20 protein-coding genes are annotated in these 16,235 nt (G+C 43.7%); 14 read left to right on the forward strand and 6 right to left on the reverse strand.

Annotation, left to right across the window (positions count from 1 at the left end):
- Window positions 1-49: 49 nt before the first annotated feature.
- Window positions 50-367 carry a PIN domain-containing protein gene (locus MCUP_RS03485; RefSeq protein WP_013737280.1) on the forward strand — a complete coding sequence of 106 codons (318 nt, stop codon included), beginning with the start codon at window positions 50-52 and terminating at the stop codon, window positions 365-367.
- On the opposite strand, the gene MCUP_RS03490 is transcribed toward MCUP_RS03485, so the two are convergent.
- The 4 genes from MCUP_RS03490 to MCUP_RS03505 are packed head-to-tail and all read right to left on the reverse strand — an operon-like array spanning window position 351 to window position 2,959.
- Window positions 351-902, reverse strand: a complete 552-nt coding sequence (locus MCUP_RS03490; RefSeq protein ID WP_048057439.1) for a thioredoxin family protein — start codon at window positions 900-902, stop codon at window positions 351-353. The two genes, MCUP_RS03485 and MCUP_RS03490, sit on opposite strands and share 17 nt — an antisense overlap.
- On the reverse strand, window positions 899-1,264 hold the full coding sequence (locus MCUP_RS03495; RefSeq protein WP_048057440.1) for a hypothetical protein: 366 nt from the start codon (window positions 1,262-1,264) through the stop codon (window positions 899-901). The genes MCUP_RS03490 and MCUP_RS03495 overlap by 4 nt, the downstream gene beginning before the upstream one ends.
- Window positions 1,230-2,552 (reverse strand): dihydrolipoyl dehydrogenase family protein, encoded by a 1,323-nt coding sequence (locus MCUP_RS03500; protein ID WP_013737283.1) that lies wholly within the window; start codon window positions 2,550-2,552, stop codon window positions 1,230-1,232. Before MCUP_RS03500 ends, MCUP_RS03495 begins: the two co-directional genes overlap by 35 nt.
- 5 nt (window positions 2,553-2,557) lie before the next feature.
- Window positions 2,558-2,959 carry a DsrE family protein gene (locus MCUP_RS03505; protein ID WP_013737284.1) on the reverse strand — a complete coding sequence of 134 codons (402 nt, stop codon included), beginning with the start codon at window positions 2,957-2,959 and terminating at the stop codon, window positions 2,558-2,560.
- A gap of 193 nt (window positions 2,960-3,152) precedes the next feature.
- Here MCUP_RS03505 and MCUP_RS03510 point away from each other — a divergent pair, with 193 nt between their 5' ends.
- The 10 genes from MCUP_RS03510 to MCUP_RS03555 all read left to right on the forward strand — a co-directional run bounded on the left by MCUP_RS03510 (window position 3,153) and on the right by MCUP_RS03555 (window position 11,039).
- On the forward strand, window positions 3,153-3,569 hold the full coding sequence (locus MCUP_RS03510) for a DsrE/DsrF/DrsH-like family protein (protein ID WP_013737285.1): 417 nt from the start codon (window positions 3,153-3,155) through the stop codon (window positions 3,567-3,569).
- Between the two features lie 11 nt (window positions 3,570-3,580).
- Window positions 3,581-3,823, forward strand: coding sequence for a sulfurtransferase TusA family protein (locus tag MCUP_RS03515; protein ID WP_013737286.1), 243 nt, complete (start codon window positions 3,581-3,583; stop codon window positions 3,821-3,823).
- 70 nt (window positions 3,824-3,893) lie between these two features.
- Window positions 3,894-4,736: a 4Fe-4S dicluster domain-containing protein gene (locus MCUP_RS03520; protein WP_013737287.1), complete on the forward strand. Its 843-nt coding sequence runs from the start codon at window positions 3,894-3,896 to the stop codon at window positions 4,734-4,736.
- Window positions 4,737-4,899: 163 nt separating this feature from the next.
- Entirely contained in the window at window positions 4,900-6,207 is a 1,308-nt protein-coding gene (locus tag MCUP_RS03525; RefSeq protein ID WP_373419058.1) for a heterodisulfide reductase-related iron-sulfur binding cluster, read from the forward strand.
- A 44-nt stretch (window positions 6,208-6,251) separates the two neighbouring features.
- Window positions 6,252-7,349 (forward strand): CoB--CoM heterodisulfide reductase iron-sulfur subunit A family protein, encoded by a 1,098-nt coding sequence (locus MCUP_RS03530; protein ID WP_013737289.1) that lies wholly within the window; start codon window positions 6,252-6,254, stop codon window positions 7,347-7,349.
- 46 nt (window positions 7,350-7,395) lie between these two features.
- Window positions 7,396-8,082: a hypothetical protein gene (locus MCUP_RS03535; RefSeq protein WP_013737290.1), complete on the forward strand. Its 687-nt coding sequence runs from the start codon at window positions 7,396-7,398 to the stop codon at window positions 8,080-8,082.
- On the forward strand, window positions 8,069-8,761 hold the full coding sequence (locus tag MCUP_RS03540; RefSeq protein ID WP_013737291.1) for a 4Fe-4S dicluster domain-containing protein: 693 nt from the start codon (window positions 8,069-8,071) through the stop codon (window positions 8,759-8,761). The genes MCUP_RS03535 and MCUP_RS03540 overlap by 14 nt, the downstream gene beginning before the upstream one ends.
- Window positions 8,758-9,678: a CoB--CoM heterodisulfide reductase iron-sulfur subunit B family protein gene (locus MCUP_RS03545; protein WP_013737292.1), complete on the forward strand. Its 921-nt coding sequence runs from the start codon at window positions 8,758-8,760 to the stop codon at window positions 9,676-9,678. The genes MCUP_RS03540 and MCUP_RS03545 overlap by 4 nt, the downstream gene beginning before the upstream one ends.
- A gap of 32 nt (window positions 9,679-9,710) precedes the next feature.
- A complete protein-coding gene (locus MCUP_RS03550) occupies window positions 9,711-10,043 on the forward strand; it encodes a YidH family protein (protein ID WP_048057441.1) in 333 nt (110 codons plus the stop codon).
- Window positions 10,044-10,136: 93 nt separating this feature from the next.
- Window positions 10,137-11,039, forward strand: coding sequence for a sodium:calcium antiporter (locus MCUP_RS03555; protein ID WP_083808565.1), 903 nt, complete (start codon window positions 10,137-10,139; stop codon window positions 11,037-11,039).
- A 16-nt stretch (window positions 11,040-11,055) separates the two neighbouring features.
- On the opposite strand, the gene MCUP_RS03560 is transcribed toward MCUP_RS03555, so the two are convergent.
- Window positions 11,056-12,426, reverse strand: a complete 1,371-nt coding sequence (locus MCUP_RS03560) for an ammonium transporter (RefSeq protein ID WP_013737295.1) — start codon at window positions 12,424-12,426, stop codon at window positions 11,056-11,058.
- A 1,115-nt stretch (window positions 12,427-13,541) separates the two neighbouring features.
- Complete coding sequence (locus MCUP_RS10175; protein ID WP_013737297.1) at window positions 13,542-13,670, reverse strand: hypothetical protein; 129 nt, start codon at window positions 13,668-13,670, stop codon at window positions 13,542-13,544.
- A gap of 1,135 nt (window positions 13,671-14,805) precedes the next feature.
- Between MCUP_RS10175 and MCUP_RS03565 the strand changes: the two genes are divergently transcribed.
- The 3 genes from MCUP_RS03565 to MCUP_RS03575 all read left to right on the forward strand — a co-directional run bounded on the left by MCUP_RS03565 (window position 14,806) and on the right by MCUP_RS03575 (window position 16,058).
- Window positions 14,806-15,006: a hypothetical protein gene (locus tag MCUP_RS03565; RefSeq protein WP_013737299.1), complete on the forward strand. Its 201-nt coding sequence runs from the start codon at window positions 14,806-14,808 to the stop codon at window positions 15,004-15,006.
- A 182-nt stretch (window positions 15,007-15,188) separates the two neighbouring features.
- Window positions 15,189-15,506, forward strand: a complete 318-nt coding sequence (locus MCUP_RS03570) for a hypothetical protein (protein ID WP_048057442.1) — start codon at window positions 15,189-15,191, stop codon at window positions 15,504-15,506.
- A gap of 93 nt (window positions 15,507-15,599) precedes the next feature.
- The gene (locus MCUP_RS03575) at window positions 15,600-16,058 is read left to right on the forward strand and encodes a hypothetical protein (RefSeq protein WP_148230892.1); all 459 of its coding nucleotides are present in this window, start codon (window positions 15,600-15,602) and stop codon (window positions 16,056-16,058) included.
- Window positions 16,059-16,235 lie beyond the last annotated feature (177 nt).

Below are 16,235 nucleotides of genomic sequence, written 5' to 3' on the forward strand. Positions count from 1 at the left end.
CTTTTTCCACTACACCTTATATATCATAACTTAAATAATTTTAATGAATATGTTTGCCGTTATATCTCCTAGCGCATTTCCTAAGCTTGACGTAATACTCAAGAAATTCTCGGACTATAAGTTGATCGTTACCACGTATGGTGTATCCTACGCTTTGAAGAACCATATAAACATAGACTTCGCTTTAGATAGGGGAGTCTGGGTTAGATCCTACTCTCACAAATCGGGTACTTTCTCTGATCTACCCGTACATGAGGCTGAGGCCATTATGGTGGCTTCAGATCTTCAGGCCATCCTCATCGCGGTAGACGATAAAGTGAAGAAGGAGGCGGAGAGACTTGGAGTTAAGGTCATGTCGCCTGACTAGACTTAGCTAACATCTTGAGAACTATGTTCGGAGGGAACCCTCCTGGTATCTCGGTCTTCTCGTTGAGCACGATCTTAGGAACGCTCAAGACGTGGTACTTCTTTGCGATCTCGTCATAGGTCTCCGTGTCAATGATCTCTAATGATACCTTATCGTTAACTAAAGCTACTTGATACAGAAGCTCTGCCGCTATAGGACACTTCGTGCAGTCCGGTGTCACGAAAAGCTTCACGTTTCCCACTACAGACTTGGCTAACTCTAGTTCCTGAGGATCCAACTGGACTGAGTTATTTGATATCCTGACTAGTGCGTTAAGGAAAGGCCACAGTTCGTTCATTGAAGGTATCCCCATGTAAGAGAACATCCTTCTCTCATTAACCCAGACTTGCAGCTCTGGCTTCTGACAATCCGTCCTCTCTTCAAAGCTCACGTTAGCCCCGATTAGCTGAGAAATGAAATCCGAGGCTTTACAGTACTTTATCTTGAGGTTCCCTATCATTTTAAGGTATTGCTTAATTATACTTTCGTAGCTCACATGAAATACCTCAAACTCTCAATACCTTCTATAGCTTTAATTAATTTTTGTTCTAATTCTTCCCTACTTTGAAAATCAATGCACACCTCCACAGATGGGCCCTTAAGCTCGTAAGTTACGGGCATCGCGATACCTTGAACAAGTCTCGAGGCTCTAGCGTAATGAGTTCCCATGGTCACGAGATCGTCTAAACTCTCCTTACCTGTAGGTAAGGGTATGGGAATGCGAACCCTCGTACCAACAACGTAAAACGTGTAATCGTTCATTATTACGGTCTCGACACCCTTATCGGAATGATAGGTGAAGTTGTTCCTTTTAAGGAATTCCTCAAGTTTCATGCTTTTCCCTAAAGACATCCACATCCAAATTAAATAAGGCTTTGGCAGCGTTGCTTACCCCTTCAGATAATGAAGGGTGAACTAATGGGAGAAGGGCTAGATCCTCAGCCTTCATTTTAGCCTTTATGGCTAGGGTTACAACGTTTATAATCTCCTCAGAATACTGAGATACGACCTCGCCGTAGCACACTTTATCATCACTGTCAAAACCTAGCCTAACGTAACCTTCCCTTATGCCGTGAATCATGGCCCTAGTTGACGCCTTTAGAGGGAACACTGACGATTTCACAGCACGTTCAAGTTTACCTACTACCGCCACCTGAGGGTCAGTGTACACTACCTGTGGTACGAACGAGCGATCCACTTTCACATCCTTACCTAAGATAGATAATGAGGCTATCACTCCCTCTAGCATCGCAGAGTGTGCAACTTTCCTCTCCTTATCTACTACATCTCCGATTGCCCAAACCTTTCCATTAGTAGTTCTCATGCTCTCATCTACTTTGATTCCATTACAATTGGTCTCAATGGACAAGGTATCGATCCCCTCAGGTAGGTTAGGTTTCCTACCGGTAGCGTAAACGACTTCAGCTTTGAACTCTCCACATGTTGTCTTCAAGAATCTTTTGTCTTGGTACACAGGTTCGCAATTCTCCACCACAGAGACCCCATCCCATTCCAGGGAATCCTTTATAACTTTCCTTGCTTCTTCGCTTAACCACTTTAATATTTTCCCCTTAGTTAACAAGGTGACAGTGGATCCTAATCTAGCGAAGAATTGAGCTATCTCGACTCCAGCAAATCCTCCGCCTACCACCACGAGATTCTCTGGAACTCGATCCAGGTTCACTGCCTGATCCTCAGTAAGACCGTCCTCTACACCCTTAATCTTTGGAATGGAGGGTGAGGACCCTGTAGCTATTATTAACTTATCGTACTCAATCTCCTTCCTCCCTACGATCACTTTACCTTCTTTAATCTTAGCCTCACCTAGTAAGGTCGTTCCGCCGGCGTTCTCTATGAGCTCTCTACCCGCATTAGAGAGGTACTCAATTAAATTTTCTCTAGAACTAAAAATATCTCCTAGGGATACCTTGATTGACATCCCCTTATAATTTCCAATTTCCCCTAGTCTCGTAAAGAGAAAAGACGTATCGTATAAAAAAATGCTTGGTACACATCCGGCCCTAACGCAAATTCCTCCGAACTTCTCCTTCTCTACCACTGCCACTTTCTTTCCGTATCTAGCCAGTACAGATCCGGCTACGTATCCTCCAGATCCGCCACCTAGTACGACCACGTCAAATTTCATAGGTATCAGAAGAACAGTGTTCTGTCAGCATCTAAAGTTAGGTCTATTAGTGTAGATCCGCCGACCAACTCTATTCCGTCCACCACATCGCTTTCGTTCATATGACACATGTCCTTTAGACTTTGTACACATACGTACATCTTTACGTTATTATCCTTAGCCATGTCAAAGAAGTGAATGAACGGATTTCCTCCCTTCTTCCTCTCGTCCTCTTGCCATTTCTTAGACAGTAGTAAAGGTCCTTTTATCATGAAGAAGACTGAGGTCTCATACTCCATCGAGGCGGATATTGAGGCCATAAACAGTGGGGCATACGTTCTATCTAAGTCCTCCGGTCCGTGAGTTACTACTATTAATATTTTCTTCTTTTGTTCCTCTTGGGCCTGTTCAGTTTGGGTTTGTGCCAAGACTATCCCTCATGATTATTTAATTTAGCTTACTTATATTTTTTATCAAACATATTCATCGAGAGATTTATCAGGGGGTTTGAAGCGTTTTACTATATTATTTAACGATTTATATTTTAAAAGATTTTTACAAATTATAAACATCACCACAACGCTTAAATATTTTTGATATAAAAGATATTTTGGTGAAAGTTTGGCAGGAAAAAAACTATCTATAATCGTGTTCTCTGGGACCGTAGATAAGTTGATGCCCGTTGGTATTTTAGCTTCTGGGGCTGCGGCCTCCGGTTATGAGGTCAACCTTTTCTTCACCTTCTGGGGATTGAATGCGATCACCAAGAACGGCATGCAGGCTCAACCCCAAATAGATAAGAACTACGAACAAATGGGACCTATGATGATGAAGAGGATGATGGAGATGAAGTTCCCTATGTGGCATCAACTAGTAAAGGAGGCTAAGGACGTAGGAGAGGTGAAAGTCTACGCTTGCTCAACCACAATGGAGTTCTTCGGGATTAAGAAGGAGCACCTGGCCGACTTTGTTGATGACGTAGTTGGTGTTGCGACGTTCCTGGACAGGGCTGAAGGGGGAACGACTCTGTTCATTTGAGGGTGATACGCATGGCTCAAGATGTAAAGATAACTAAAACTCTAGACGTAAAGGGAATGTATTGTCCAGGTCCAGTCATGGAGACCGCAAAGGCAATAAAGCAAATCAACGTAGGTGAGGTTCTGGAGGTTTTAGCCACAGACCCAGCAGCGAAGCCCGACATAGAGGCCTGGGCAAGAAGAACAGGAAATCAAATCTTAGATATACAGCAACAAGGCGGAGTAACTAGAATTCTCGTGAAGAGAGCGAAGTAACTTATTTTATTTTAGATTTTTTTTAACAAAACTTATAAGTCTGCTTTTGTCATTATTTACTTGTGAAAAGATGGCTCAAGCTAAGAGTATACTCCAAATTCCAGATGACCCTAGATACCTAGACATGGCCTACGATGTTCAAGGTGCAGTTCCAGAAGAGGAGAGGAACCTTATCTCTAACCTTTCTCCGCAAGATAGGGAGACTGCAATAAAGTTTTGGCAAGCCGTTAAGTCAGACTTCAGGTATGACGAGTACTTGAGAGGTTGCTTAAACTGTGGAGTTTGCACTTCAGGGTGTCCAGCCGCTAAGTTCTACGACTTCGGTCCTAGAGAAATGATTCAATACATGATGAGGGACGAAGTTGACAAGATCTGGGAGTTCACGAACAAGAAAGTATGGGCCTGCGTGCAATGTTACACCTGTTCAATGAGGTGCCCATTCAATAACGAAATAGCTGGACTAATTATGTTATTAAGGGAGTATTCGGTACAGTTCGCCCTTCCTTCGGCAAAGGAGATATTGGCTCCATACAGAAGGGTGCTCTACACCGTTCTAACTATGGGTAATCAGGTAACTCCAGACATGATCCAGCCAGATTCCTTCCCTGACTGGGGTCCTCAAGCCGTAGAGGAATCAAAGAACATGGACGTATACAGAAAGGCAATACCAGTAGATCTGATGCAGAGAACTGATATAGGTTGGCACCCGTCATTACAGACTGCAGTCGAGATGATGACTATCATGATAGAGTCTGGAGTTATGGACTCTTTGAAGGGCGTTGATAAGGATCTGTATGACATGATCATGGACATCTATGAAGACAGGAAGTCTCAACTTGAAGAGATAAAGGAGAAGTGGGAGAAGGGAGAGCTGGACGAGAACGAACTTCCGGACAGCTGGTTAGATCTCTAAACCCTTCTCTAGTCTTATTTTTCCCTTTTTTTCACTATTTGCTAGACTTTTGAAAAACCTTTCATAGTTACATAAAATGTTTAATAAGTAAAGTATATAACCCTGAACAATATTATAATGACTGAAGGTGTAAAGTTTGGCTACTCAAGAAGTAGATAAGAAGATGGAAGAGGAGATAAAGGATGCCTTCCCAATGGCGGACAACGTAGATTGGAATGAGGTTTATCAGAGGATAATCTACAGGTACAGTACTCCACATGGCTTACAACACGTTAAGGAAGAGCTATACAAGTTGGAAGATAAGGGAGAGATAATAGTTCATCACATAAAACCATATAACGATCCAGTGAAGATGCAGACGCTGAACGGTACTCCCAAGGTGATTCCCACAACTAAATTATGGCAGCATAAGAGTTGTGGGCAATGTGGTCACATTCCAGGATATCCAACTTCAGTGTTCTGGATGATGAACAAGATGGAGATCGATTACATGGATGAGCCGCACCAGACCTCCTGTACAGGATGGAACTATCACGCATCTGGGGCTTCCAATCCAGTTGCGCTGGCTGGAGTTTACGTAAGGAACATGTGGAGAGCTTACGAAATAGATTACTTCCCATTGATACACTGTGGGACCTCCTTCGGTCACTATAAGGAAATAAGGAACATGTTAGTTCTTCACAAAGAGATAAGGGATAAGTTGAGGCCCATAATGAGAAAGATGGACATGGACATTGTAATTCCTGAGGAGGTAGTTCACTACTCCGAATGGCTTTACACTATGAGCAAGAAGGCCGCTCAGCAGAGGAAGTACGATCTAAGTAACATAAGGGCCGCTGTTCACACTCCATGCCACGTATACAAGTTGGTCCCTGAGGACACAATATACGACCCTGAAGTGTTCCAGGGTAGAAGACCTGCTGCCCCCAGTGGAACTGCACAGAACTTCGGTGCGAAGTTAGTTGACTACTCAACTTGGTGGGACTGCTGCGGATTCGGTTTCAGGCACATCCTAACAGAGAGGGAGTTCTCCAGGAGCTTTGCCTTATTCAAGAAAGTAATTCCGGCAGTTGAGGAAGGAAAGGCTGACATATTCGTAACCTCAGACACCGGGTGTGTCACGACGCTGGACAAGAGTCAGTGGGCAGGAAAGGCTCACGGATTCAACTATAACCTACCAGTATTGGCGGACGCTCAATTCGCAGCTATAGCGATGGGTGCAGATCCATACGTTATAGCTCAGGTGCACTGGCACGCGACTGACGTAGAAGGTTTCATGAGGAAGATAGGAGTTAACGTTGACGACTACAAGGAGAAGTTCATCCAGTACTTAGCTGATCTAAGGGAAGGGAAGGCCGAACCTGAGTACCTATACAAGCCTCACAGGAAGATAGACTTCTACCTGTCAGTCCCAGAGAGGGTCAAGTGGTACAAGGGAGACAAGACCCAAAGTTCAAATCAAGCTAAGTAAATCTTTTTAATTATTTTTATTAAAAATGATTCGAGAGTGAGAGTTTGGCTGGGGAAAAAGTACTCGTGATCGGATCCGGACCCGCAGGTTTGTCAGCTACTAAGGAGTTAAGGAACTTAGGCATTGATGTAGTTTTAGTGGAGAGGGAATCTTACCTAGGGGGCACGCCTAAAAAGCTCAAATACAGTCTACTCTTCCCAGAGTTAAGGCCAGCTAGTGAGGTTCTAGATCCCCTCATAAAGGGAGTGGAGTCAAGCGGTGTAAAAACCTATATGGAGAGCATTGTAGAGGGAGTGAAAGAAGAGGGAAAAGGCTTTACCGTCTCGATTAAAGACAAAACGGGTAAAATAACTAACGAGAAAGTAAACGCAATAATTGCAGCTTCGGGCTTCGAGCATTTCGACTCAAGGAGAAAGTACGAATACGGATACGGTGTGATACCTAATATCTATCAAATTTCTGACATAGAGAGGATGTTGTCTGAAAACAAGTTGGTAACAACGAAGGGAGTTCCCCCAAAGAGGGTCGCAATCCTTCTGTGCGTCGGGTCGAGAGACGCCACAGTTGGTAACACATACTGTTCTAGAGTCTGTTGCGCTGTCTCAACCAAACAAGCTATGGAGATCAAGGAGAGAGTACCAGATGCGGTAGTTCACATATATTACATGGACATAAGGACTTACGGACTAATGGAGGACAAGTTGTACTGGAAGTCCCAACTAGAGTACAGGGTAGGTTACATAAGAGGAAGGATATCTGAGTTCATGAGAGGACCGAACGACACAGTCATCATAAAGGGAGAGGACACGATGAACCTGAACAGAGCTCTGGTCGTCCCGTATGATATGGTGATACTGGCTAACGGAATGGAGTTAGGTCTGGGATCGAAGCAGGTAGCTAAGGCATTAGCTTTAGAGCTTGAGGAGCACGGATTCGTTAAGCCCATAGATCCTGACAGGTTGCCAGTTCAATCAACTAGGAAAGGTATATTCCTGGCTGGTGCAATAACAGGACCTAAGACTATATCCGACTCCATAACTGAAGGCTACGCCGCGGCTATGAAAACCTATGAATACGTGACGAAAGGAGTGTGGGACGAATCGGACTTCGCAAAGAAGAGGGTCGAGGTGGCCCATCATTAGCACAGTTTTTTTGAACGTTGATTTCGTTCGTGAGATTTACAATGCTATGTTAAATGTAGACGTGAATAACACAGCCTCGGGAGACGCTAAGAAGTCTTTGAACTTAATCATAGACGCAATGAAAATGAAGTCCCAGTTCCTCAGAGAGGTAAACCCTAGCACAGAGGAGGAAATGAAGAAGGTATTCGAGTCCATATTCTACGCTAGGAAATACTACGATCAGGTGCTTACTCAGGTTGGAACAACGACTTTCTCAAAGGCTTTAGACACGTTAAGGAATCAAGGCTTAAGCTATCAAGAGAGGGTAACCAAGTTCTTGGACATGGTGAAAGGTAAGGACAATGAGGATCTGGAGGACATGGCAAGGGAGATCATTCACTATCTTTATCCCGATCGGTTCCCTTTGTGGACCAGATGGATATGGAACCCTAAGAGGAATACGGGATCAATAAACTACGTATTGAAGGAGAACCTGAACCTGAAGTCTCCTGAGGAGTTCTTCTCGTCTGTAGATGAACTGAAGAAGATCCTAGACATATTCGGTTTATCTGCAGGCGACTACTATCCAACTTCCGTTTTTCTTGTGTACGCGTACGTGAGGTACTTGGATTACACGACACATCTGGCGGTTGATAAAAAGGCCGCCGGATTGATTCCAACCCACCTCACGACTACGGCCCTAGTTATGGGCCTCAAACCATACATCAAGGTGATAAAACTTGCCCATACCTAATTTGGAAAAACCTATTATAAAAGGTTTAATTCAAAAAGATAAAGTAATAGTAGATGGAGTAGAATTAGACGGAACTTGGAACGCATTCATGATAGAGAGAACGCAGACTGGATACGATCAATCCGTTTGGGACGAAATAGCTAACACAGTAGAGGGAGCTACAATAAGCTTATGTTGGCAATGCGGAACCTGTACCTCAGGTTGCACGATGAGGGAGTACGACCCAAATTACAGCCCTAGGAGGTTTATCGATCTAGCTAGGAAGGGAGACAAACAATCGCTAATCGAGCTTCAGGACAGCATATGGAGATGCGTGTCTTGCCAGAAATGCACGCATAGATGTCCTAAGGGAGTACTGGTGGAAGAAGTTGTACACAGCATACACAATTACCTCCTAAAGCATGGGTTAGTTAAGACCGACCCTGGTACAGTGTTCGATGAGTTGTTCCTAGAGACGGTCATGAAAAATGGGGGAAGGATTAGCGAGCTTATTCTAGGTGGTGCGTCAGCTAAGGCCGGATTCGTGACAATGAGCTTGAGGGATCTGTTGACTATGATGGGTCCACTATTGAAGTCTGGCCTAATAAAGGACTTGATGAAGCCTAGCAGAGTTAAAGATTGGGATAAGATTAAGCCTGTATTAGAGGAGGCAATGAAGGAGGAGGTGTACCCAGAATGACCGAGATTCTAAATCCGTTTGGAAAGGTAGCTCTATATCCAGGATGTGCTTTGGATGGGTTAGGCAAGGCTTACGACGTTACGCTACAGCTTGTTGCCAAAGATTTGGGTATAAACTACGAGAAGATAGAGGACTACAACTGTTGCGGCGCTCTGGAGGTGAAGAACGTAAACACCATGGCGGGGCTCTTACTTCCGGCTAGGAACTTATCTTTAGCTAGGCAGATGGGAGCTAACGCCGTAATGTCAGCCTGCCCAGGATGTCACTATTCGCTATCAAGGACTCAATACTTCATGACTAGGTACCCGAAGCTCAGAGAGAAGGTCAACTCCTATCTTGAGAAAATGGGGACTAAGCAATACGATATGCAACTGCTCATGATACACGCTGTGGAGTTCATTTACAATACGGTAGGACCTGAAGGAGTTAAAAGCAGAGTAAAGAGACCTCTTCAGGGATTGAAGGTTGCACCATATTACGGATGCCTCTACTCCAGGCCCAAGGCCTACACGTTGACAGGTTACATGAAAATGAAGGACGATCCAGAGAGGCCAGTTTTCATGGATGAACTTCTTAGGGCTTTAGGAGCTGAGGTAGTTCCCTTCGAATCTAAGACGATGTGTTGTGGAGGGCCTCACGTCTACTCTGACGTTAACACGTCGCTTCACTTAGAGGCGAGGATATTGAAGGACGCGAAGAGGAACGGAGCTGAGCTCTTGATAACGGATTGCCCTCTAGGTCACGTAGCCATAGAGAGCAACATGAACAAGATAACTGAGAAGTATGGACAGGACTTGAGGATGCCATTAACTTACTTCACTCAACTCTTGGCCTTCGCCTTCGGTCACAGCCCAGAAGAGACTCTACTAACCGCGAACCTAACGGACCCAATGTCAGTGTTAAAAAGGTATATGTAAACTTTTTTCCTTCTCTTTTAATTTCTGTTCTCATGACATCGCCTTCAGATCATATGGCTAATGAGAGGACTTTCTTAGCCTGGATAAGGACAGGAGTGGCCCTTATCGGGTTCGGTTTCGTAATCGCCAAGTTCGCGTTATTTCTTCAACTATTAAAGGGTGTCAAGGGTACAGGAAACTCAGTGCTTTTCGGGGAGGTCATGATTCTTTTAGGAGGTGCAGTGATAGCTTACGGATTACTAATCTATCATTTGACTGAAATTGATTTAAACAACGGAACGTACAAGTCCAGGCACGTTATGAACTCAGTTTTCGCCATGATAGTACTGATAACTGCGGTCGGATTAGCGTTGTTAGTCATATAACCTAGTTCGTCGGTTTACTGTTTGATGCACAGGTACACTCTCTTAGGCCTCTAAGAACTTTTATATAGTTAGCGGCTGTCACTTAACCCAGAGTTGATACCATCATCTTTAGTCATTGAGGCAGCGCTCATCTTAGTTTTAATGGGGCTTTCTACGGAGGCCCTAACGAGAGGAGTGGAGAGCTTAGAGCAGGCTTTAGGGCAGGGCATGGCAGCCGGAGTCATTCTGGGGAACGTAACTGCACTACCTGAGACCCTGATAGTTCTAACCTCCGTTTTAGAGCATAAGGGTGAGATCGCCTTGGGCTCCGCCATTGGCGGCAACGTAGTAATATTCACTTTAGGCCTGGGACTCATCTCGGTCATTTACTTCCTAAAGTGGAAAGGGCCAATACTCATGAAGGGAGATTACAGCCAGGAACTCAAGGTAATGGGTGCCGCGTCTCTGGTTCTCGCCCTTGGAATAATCGTGGGAGAGTTGAACATCATTTTCACTTTCCTTTTCTTCTCCATATACATCTATTACCTTGTCTTTAGGTTTAGGCGCTCATCTAGGGGTAAAACGAACGTAAAGGGGGTGATCCAGATAATCGTCGGCGGTTCAATTATAGTAGTTCTGTCCCCTATTTTCGTGGAATCTATAGTTGAGTTGAGTAGATCGACCGGGTTATCTGAGACACTGATCGCCCTCATATTGACCCCTGTCGTGGCGGAGCTAGGTGAGGGAATCTCATCAGTGAGGTTAGCAACTAGATATCCAGGCGGTGGATCTGCCGCGGTCGTGAGCTACTTCGGAAGCAAGATACAAAACGCAACGATATTGTTAGGACTAGTGGGGCTGGACTCCACCACCACGAAAGGTCCTTTCCTCATTTTGGCCCTAGTCTCCAACGTAATCGGAATTTTAGTCGTAAAGGACGGTAAACTATCTTACTTGGAGGGTATAGCGCTTTGCGTCCTCTATTTCGTCTTGATTTGGATAGCTTACGTGCTTTAGCGCAATTGTTTGAAGGTCACTTTATCTCGGTCTCCTCCTTCAGTTTTTCCCTGTGGGTTACACTTTGATCGCTCTTGGCAAGGTATAAGTCAGGATAAGAGGCCTCCCCATGAATGTAAAAGTCCCCATGAAGTATTGCGTCCCTATCCAGTCTGAGCGGCGTAACTTTAGCGATTAGCTTAGCCAGTCCTAAGCTCACAAAGAACGAGTATAAACCAACTACTAAGACGGCTAACGCTTGAACCAGGAACTGATGTACGTTACCGAATAAGGCACCTCTGTAGCCAGGGAGGTAATAGTTTGAGACTGTGGGATCGATCATCAATCCGGTGAGGAGACCTCCTACAGTTCCTCCTATACCGTGAACTGGAAAGACGCCTAAAGCATCGTCTACCTTTAGCCTAGGAAGCAACTTATAGATACCTAACCACACTATGGGGGCAGTTATCAACCCAGTTATTAGGGCTTCGCTTGGGTTTACCATCCCAGCCATAGGAGTTATTGCAACCAAGCCTGCAAATGTCCCGTTAGCTAATCCGGTGAATGAGGATTTCCCGAAAACCTTCATGTCTATAGCTATCCACATTATTGCAGCTGCCGCCGCGGCCAGGTTGGTGTTAAAAACGGCTATCGCAGCGTCTATTGTCGCTCCTCCAGCGTCCCCTCCATTGAATCCGTTCCATCCCATCCAATCTAATCCGAAACCCAAAGCGGTAAGCAAGAGGTTGTGGGCCTCAACCTTCCGTTCACGGGGCAATCTCTGCCCCACAGCCATAGCTAGTGCAAGTGCAGAGTAACCAGCGGTCATATGGATCACATATCCTCCAGAGTAGTCAATCGCACCCAATTGATTGAGCCACCCTCCCGCGAAAAGCCAGTACGCTACGGGGGCGTAGACTACCAGAATCCATATCGGGGAGAAAATCATCCATGCCTTGAAGTTGGTTCTCTCCACAATGGCCCCTACGATTAAGCCAGGAGTTATTGCAGCGAACGCGAACTGAAACATCACGAAGGTTAAGAAAGGAATGTTAAGCTGAGTCCCACCAGGGCCATATGTAGCCTCTCCGAACATGGGTAGGCTCCAAACCGGCAAGGGTAAACCTAAGAAGTTTAACCCACCTACGTGAATCGAAGAGGAGTAAAAGCTCATGGAGTATCCTAAGATGGCCCAAATGAGGAAGGTCGAAGCGAACGAGTAAAGAACCATCATCACGGTGTTCATAGAGAACCTCTTCCTCGTCATCCCCGCGTAAAATAGCGCCAGGGCAGGGACAGATTGTATCATCACTAGCGTTGTGGCCGTTAATATCCAAGAGTTCGATCCTAGGCTAAGCCATTGCGGAACAGCTGCAGGAGGATACGTCCCTAGATTTTCTATGGACATAAGGTTAGAACCAAAGATTTATCATATAAATTTGATCCTCATTTTCATTAATGTTGTCTGATCATAAGAACAAATTATTAAAAACTTTTCATATATTGAAGGCATTATCTAACATGATATTTCCAAAGTTTTCATTTTACAAAAGGTCGACCCGTCTAGATTTAAAGCCCCTTTTTCCCCACAATCGTTGAACTTCCTCTACTATAAAAGGATATCCTTGTTAAAAATAAAGTAAGGAAAAATAAAAGTAGTCGCTAGTTCATTTGCTTCTGTCGTCAACTCTATACTCTACTCTCTGGGAAATGAGGGACTTTCATTAAAAATTTTTGAGAATAAAACCTTTAGATACTCAAACGTTGGTACAAAAAGTTTTACTTGTTTTCAATTCAAGTTAAATACCATTATTCTCTGCTTAGATCTATTTTATACATGGTCGATAGGAACTTTACCCCTTCTTCGGAAATACACCTCTCTTCGTCAACTTTTAGTTCTCCGTCGTTCTCTCGCCTCCCTTTACCTCTCCCTTGATTTGTCTAGTTAATCTCTAGTTAACTATACCAAATATTACTAGCGTTTGATACGAGCCCGTCTTTGCCTCGTCTCCAAAGGAAGCGAAGGTCTTTTGTATCAAGTGTTTTATTGAAAGTATTACTCTAAATGAGTAACACTCGTAGAGTTGGTTCGTTTGATCAAGATATTTTTGTGATTCTGAGGGGTATAAAACAGAAGGTGGATAGCACTCTTGTGTGGATAACCTAGCAGTTCTCGTTAGTGATAAAAATTACGCTACAGTAAAGGAGTTAAGACCAGTGTTCTACGCGATTAAAAGCTCTTGAGCACGAGACGGTTACAACGAGAAGATGAGGTCTTTACACAAAGATGCCGTCTACGGACTTATAGAATCCATCCTAAAAGCACTCACGAGCATCTATTCGGATCAGGTAAGGGAGGTGAGGAGCTTGAGAGATCAAATAATGGAACGTGATGATGAGTTCTTAACTCGATTTTTCCAACCCATCCTAGTCTGAGGAGGCTCCTCGTAGACGAGGATGAGAAGTTCGTTTCCCTTGAGTTCTGATTGGTACCAAAGCGTTTAGAGACGTCTTGAGCTAGGTTTACGTTTCACTAAGACTAAAGAACTTTAACTGATGGCTGAGATCGCCTTGAGCACTAGAAATTACCTCTCCTGGATACTTACCAGTTGCTACAGGAGGGTTGCAGTAAGATCCGATTACTAGGTTCATCTCAGGCACTCCGTTTTAATCTTTGATCAGACTTAAAGAAGAGAAGAAAGTTTTAGTTAAAATACGTATTGTGAAACTATTAGACTTAAACTATTATATCAGGAGGCCACTACCTGATATTACGCGCCTTGAGTAATCCCGCTAGCGTTTGTTCGTTTGGGCTAGCCCCAGCTAGATAGATCTTATTACAAATAATTTTCTTAATAATCTTAATATCCAAAGGTTAAGGATTAACAGTAGAGTTTACCAGTAAGTTCATCGACCGGTGAACTCTCCGTGAAAACTAACCGCTTTCCAAAAGTAACTCCTATCGTCTTCTCTTATAAGGAATTCTACTGCACGTGGTTTCTTAAGCGTTTTTATCATGATCTACTTTTAAAAACTCAACATTCCATTTTCTCAGCAGTCTGTCTCTATTTAAATGACGCTATTTATCAGGAGAAGGCTAAAGTTTCAAATTAAACCGAGTCATGGTTTATAAAGTGACTGATTGGGTCCATCAGGAATTGACAATAATTTGATAGAGAATCCTCATATTCTAACTCATAATATGGCTTCATGGTTTTCGAAGCGAAACCATAAGAGCTTCTCAGGGATGAGGATGTAAAAAAGATGGAACGATAATGTGAGAGCAGGACCTGTAATAACAGGCGAGGTTTACTTAATGGGTTTTTAGGATTGTATTGCAAAATACAAAACGCAAATCCAAAGCAAATAATTAAGGATGCGAAATCAGGTTAAACTCAAAAAGGATTTTTAATTCGAAGGCTAGAGAGTCGAGGGAAGGCTGGATTGTATATTGTTAGGTTCAAGAAGGTGTTATCGTCTTGGCTTAGGTTTAATGACATCTCAATAGACCTTAAATCCGTCTGGGAACATTCAGGAATACGACAGTGGAAAATTAGCGATTACCGACTCCTGAGGAGCTTTCTAGGATTATAACAGTAACAACATCTAGAGTCAGGTGTCAATTTCCTTGATGGCGTTTTAAGGATTGAGGATAGAAGCATAGGTGACTTTAGAGGAGAGGACGGATTGATCTTATCAGATTTACCTTAATGGAAATTAAAGATAGTAAGGTTGAATTCGTGAAGGTCCCAAAGTTAGGGCAGATCAACTATCAGTAAGGCTAGGCGTGAAATACATCGCATTTCTTCCAGAAGAGGGTTCATACGTCAAAAAACTAGAGGAGAGAATAAGGAGGGGAGAGAAGCTGACGATCGATTCACCCTCTCCTTGTACCCGAGGCCCAGGTGTAAATGTGCACGAAAGGCCAAGAACTGCGTTGGTATCAAGGGAGATAAGCAAAGCAATCAGGAAGCTGGGCTATACGTAGAGACCTTATGTCCTTAGAGCTTACTTTTCAAGTGCTTTAGACCTGTGCGAAAATTAAGGACTGGTATCTCAAAACTAGAGGGATAATTGGACGGGCTATACAGGGGATACATCAGTCAGGCATTCAACTAACAAGAAACTGGCACAGGATATAATAGATGAAATGAGGGCTACATATCCTAAGTGCGCTCCATATATGGAAACTGGAAGAAGGCCGTTATCAGACGAGGAAAAGGAAAGCCTGTACAGAGAATCCAAAAACGGTTCACAGTTATGGGGTTCAGCCAAACCGAAATTGAGAAAGATAAGATGTTAGACCTCTCTCCAGAGGAATTGCAAAAGAGGGTTAGGGAGAGAATGGGCATGAGCTTAAACAACGGTCATAAACAGAAGGTAGTACCTATGAAGGAAGTTGAATCCATGATTGAGCAAGGAGGGAATATGTCAGTTCCACGGTATATTCTTGACGCAGTTGAACAAGTGGAAGCAGGAGTTCCTTGAGGGAGGGAAGGATGCCCTCTCCCACAACAGGAGAGGGATGAAAGGGAAGAGGAGATAGAGAGCCTGAAGAAAATCATCGGGGAGCAGTCCCTGGTGATAGACGCCTTGAACAGGGATATGAGGGGTCACATATCTAAACGGAGTTCATCAATGCTGAGATTCATTCTGGTAAATCTTGCACATACTGTCATAATGCATTCAGGTAAGACGGGAAAGAGTAAGACGGGAAAGAAATGTGTGAGTATTGTGAGAAGAGTTGGAAAGAATCGTGCAATTGTTGCTATTGCTAGGATCCTCATTGAAACTATATTCTCAATGCTTTCAACCGGTTATGAATTCATTGACAACATAGATCCATTGACAGAGAGGAAGATGAAATCGATGTCTCAGAGAGCTAACAGTGCGAGGAATACCAACAGCTACACATATATTCAGGACGCCATAAAATTAATTAAAGACAACAGGTTTAGAGGATCGTCAAAAGAACTTTTTCCCATAGAAAGGATAAGGGTTACTTCGGAACAAAGCCAAAGGGATACGATGCAACAATGACCAGAACCATAGGCAGTTTCAAGCACTGTTACTGGACTGTTATGAGGAATAAGAGAATATCAAAGAAGAGAGCTTTAGTTGAATATCCATTTGCAATAATGAAGAGTGTATTCCACTTCTCCCACACCCTGGTAATACTATCAAGGAGGGTTAGGATGAAGTTCATGTTTTCTTGCT

The organism is Metallosphaera cuprina Ar-4 (assembly GCF_000204925.1).
GTDB lineage: Archaea > Thermoproteota > Thermoprotei_A > Sulfolobales > Sulfolobaceae > Metallosphaera > Metallosphaera cuprina.

What these genes read in the sequence shown, in the direction of transcription:
- MCUP_RS03550 (WP_048057441.1), top strand. Translation starts at nt 9,711, where the DNA reads ATGACATCGCCTTCAGATCATATGGCTAATGAGAGGACTTTCTTAGCC.
- MCUP_RS03515 (WP_013737286.1), top strand. Translation starts at nt 3,581, where the DNA reads ATGGCTCAAGATGTAAAGATAACTAAAACTCTAGACGTAAAGGGAATG.
- MCUP_RS03535 (WP_013737290.1), top strand. Translation starts at nt 7,396, where the DNA reads ATGTTAAATGTAGACGTGAATAACACAGCCTCGGGAGACGCTAAGAAG.
- MCUP_RS03485 (WP_013737280.1), top strand. Translation starts at nt 50, where the DNA reads ATGTTTGCCGTTATATCTCCTAGCGCATTTCCTAAGCTTGACGTAATA.
- MCUP_RS10175 (WP_013737297.1), bottom strand. Translation starts at nt 13,670, where the DNA reads ATGAACCTAGTAATCGGATCTTACTGCAACCCTCCTGTAGCAACTGGT.
- MCUP_RS03500 (WP_013737283.1), bottom strand. Translation starts at nt 2,552, where the DNA reads ATGAAATTTGACGTGGTCGTACTAGGTGGCGGATCTGGAGGATACGTA.
- MCUP_RS03495 (WP_048057440.1), bottom strand. Translation starts at nt 1,264, where the DNA reads ATGTGGATGTCTTTAGGGAAAAGCATGAAACTTGAGGAATTCCTTAAA.
- MCUP_RS03520 (WP_013737287.1), top strand. Translation starts at nt 3,894, where the DNA reads ATGGCTCAAGCTAAGAGTATACTCCAAATTCCAGATGACCCTAGATAC.
- MCUP_RS03560 (WP_013737295.1), bottom strand. Translation starts at nt 12,426, where the DNA reads ATGTCCATAGAAAATCTAGGGACGTATCCTCCTGCAGCTGTTCCGCAA.
- MCUP_RS03545 (WP_013737292.1), top strand. Translation starts at nt 8,758, where the DNA reads ATGACCGAGATTCTAAATCCGTTTGGAAAGGTAGCTCTATATCCAGGA.
- MCUP_RS03525 (WP_373419058.1), top strand. Translation starts at nt 4,900, where the DNA reads ATGGAAGAGGAGATAAAGGATGCCTTCCCAATGGCGGACAACGTAGAT.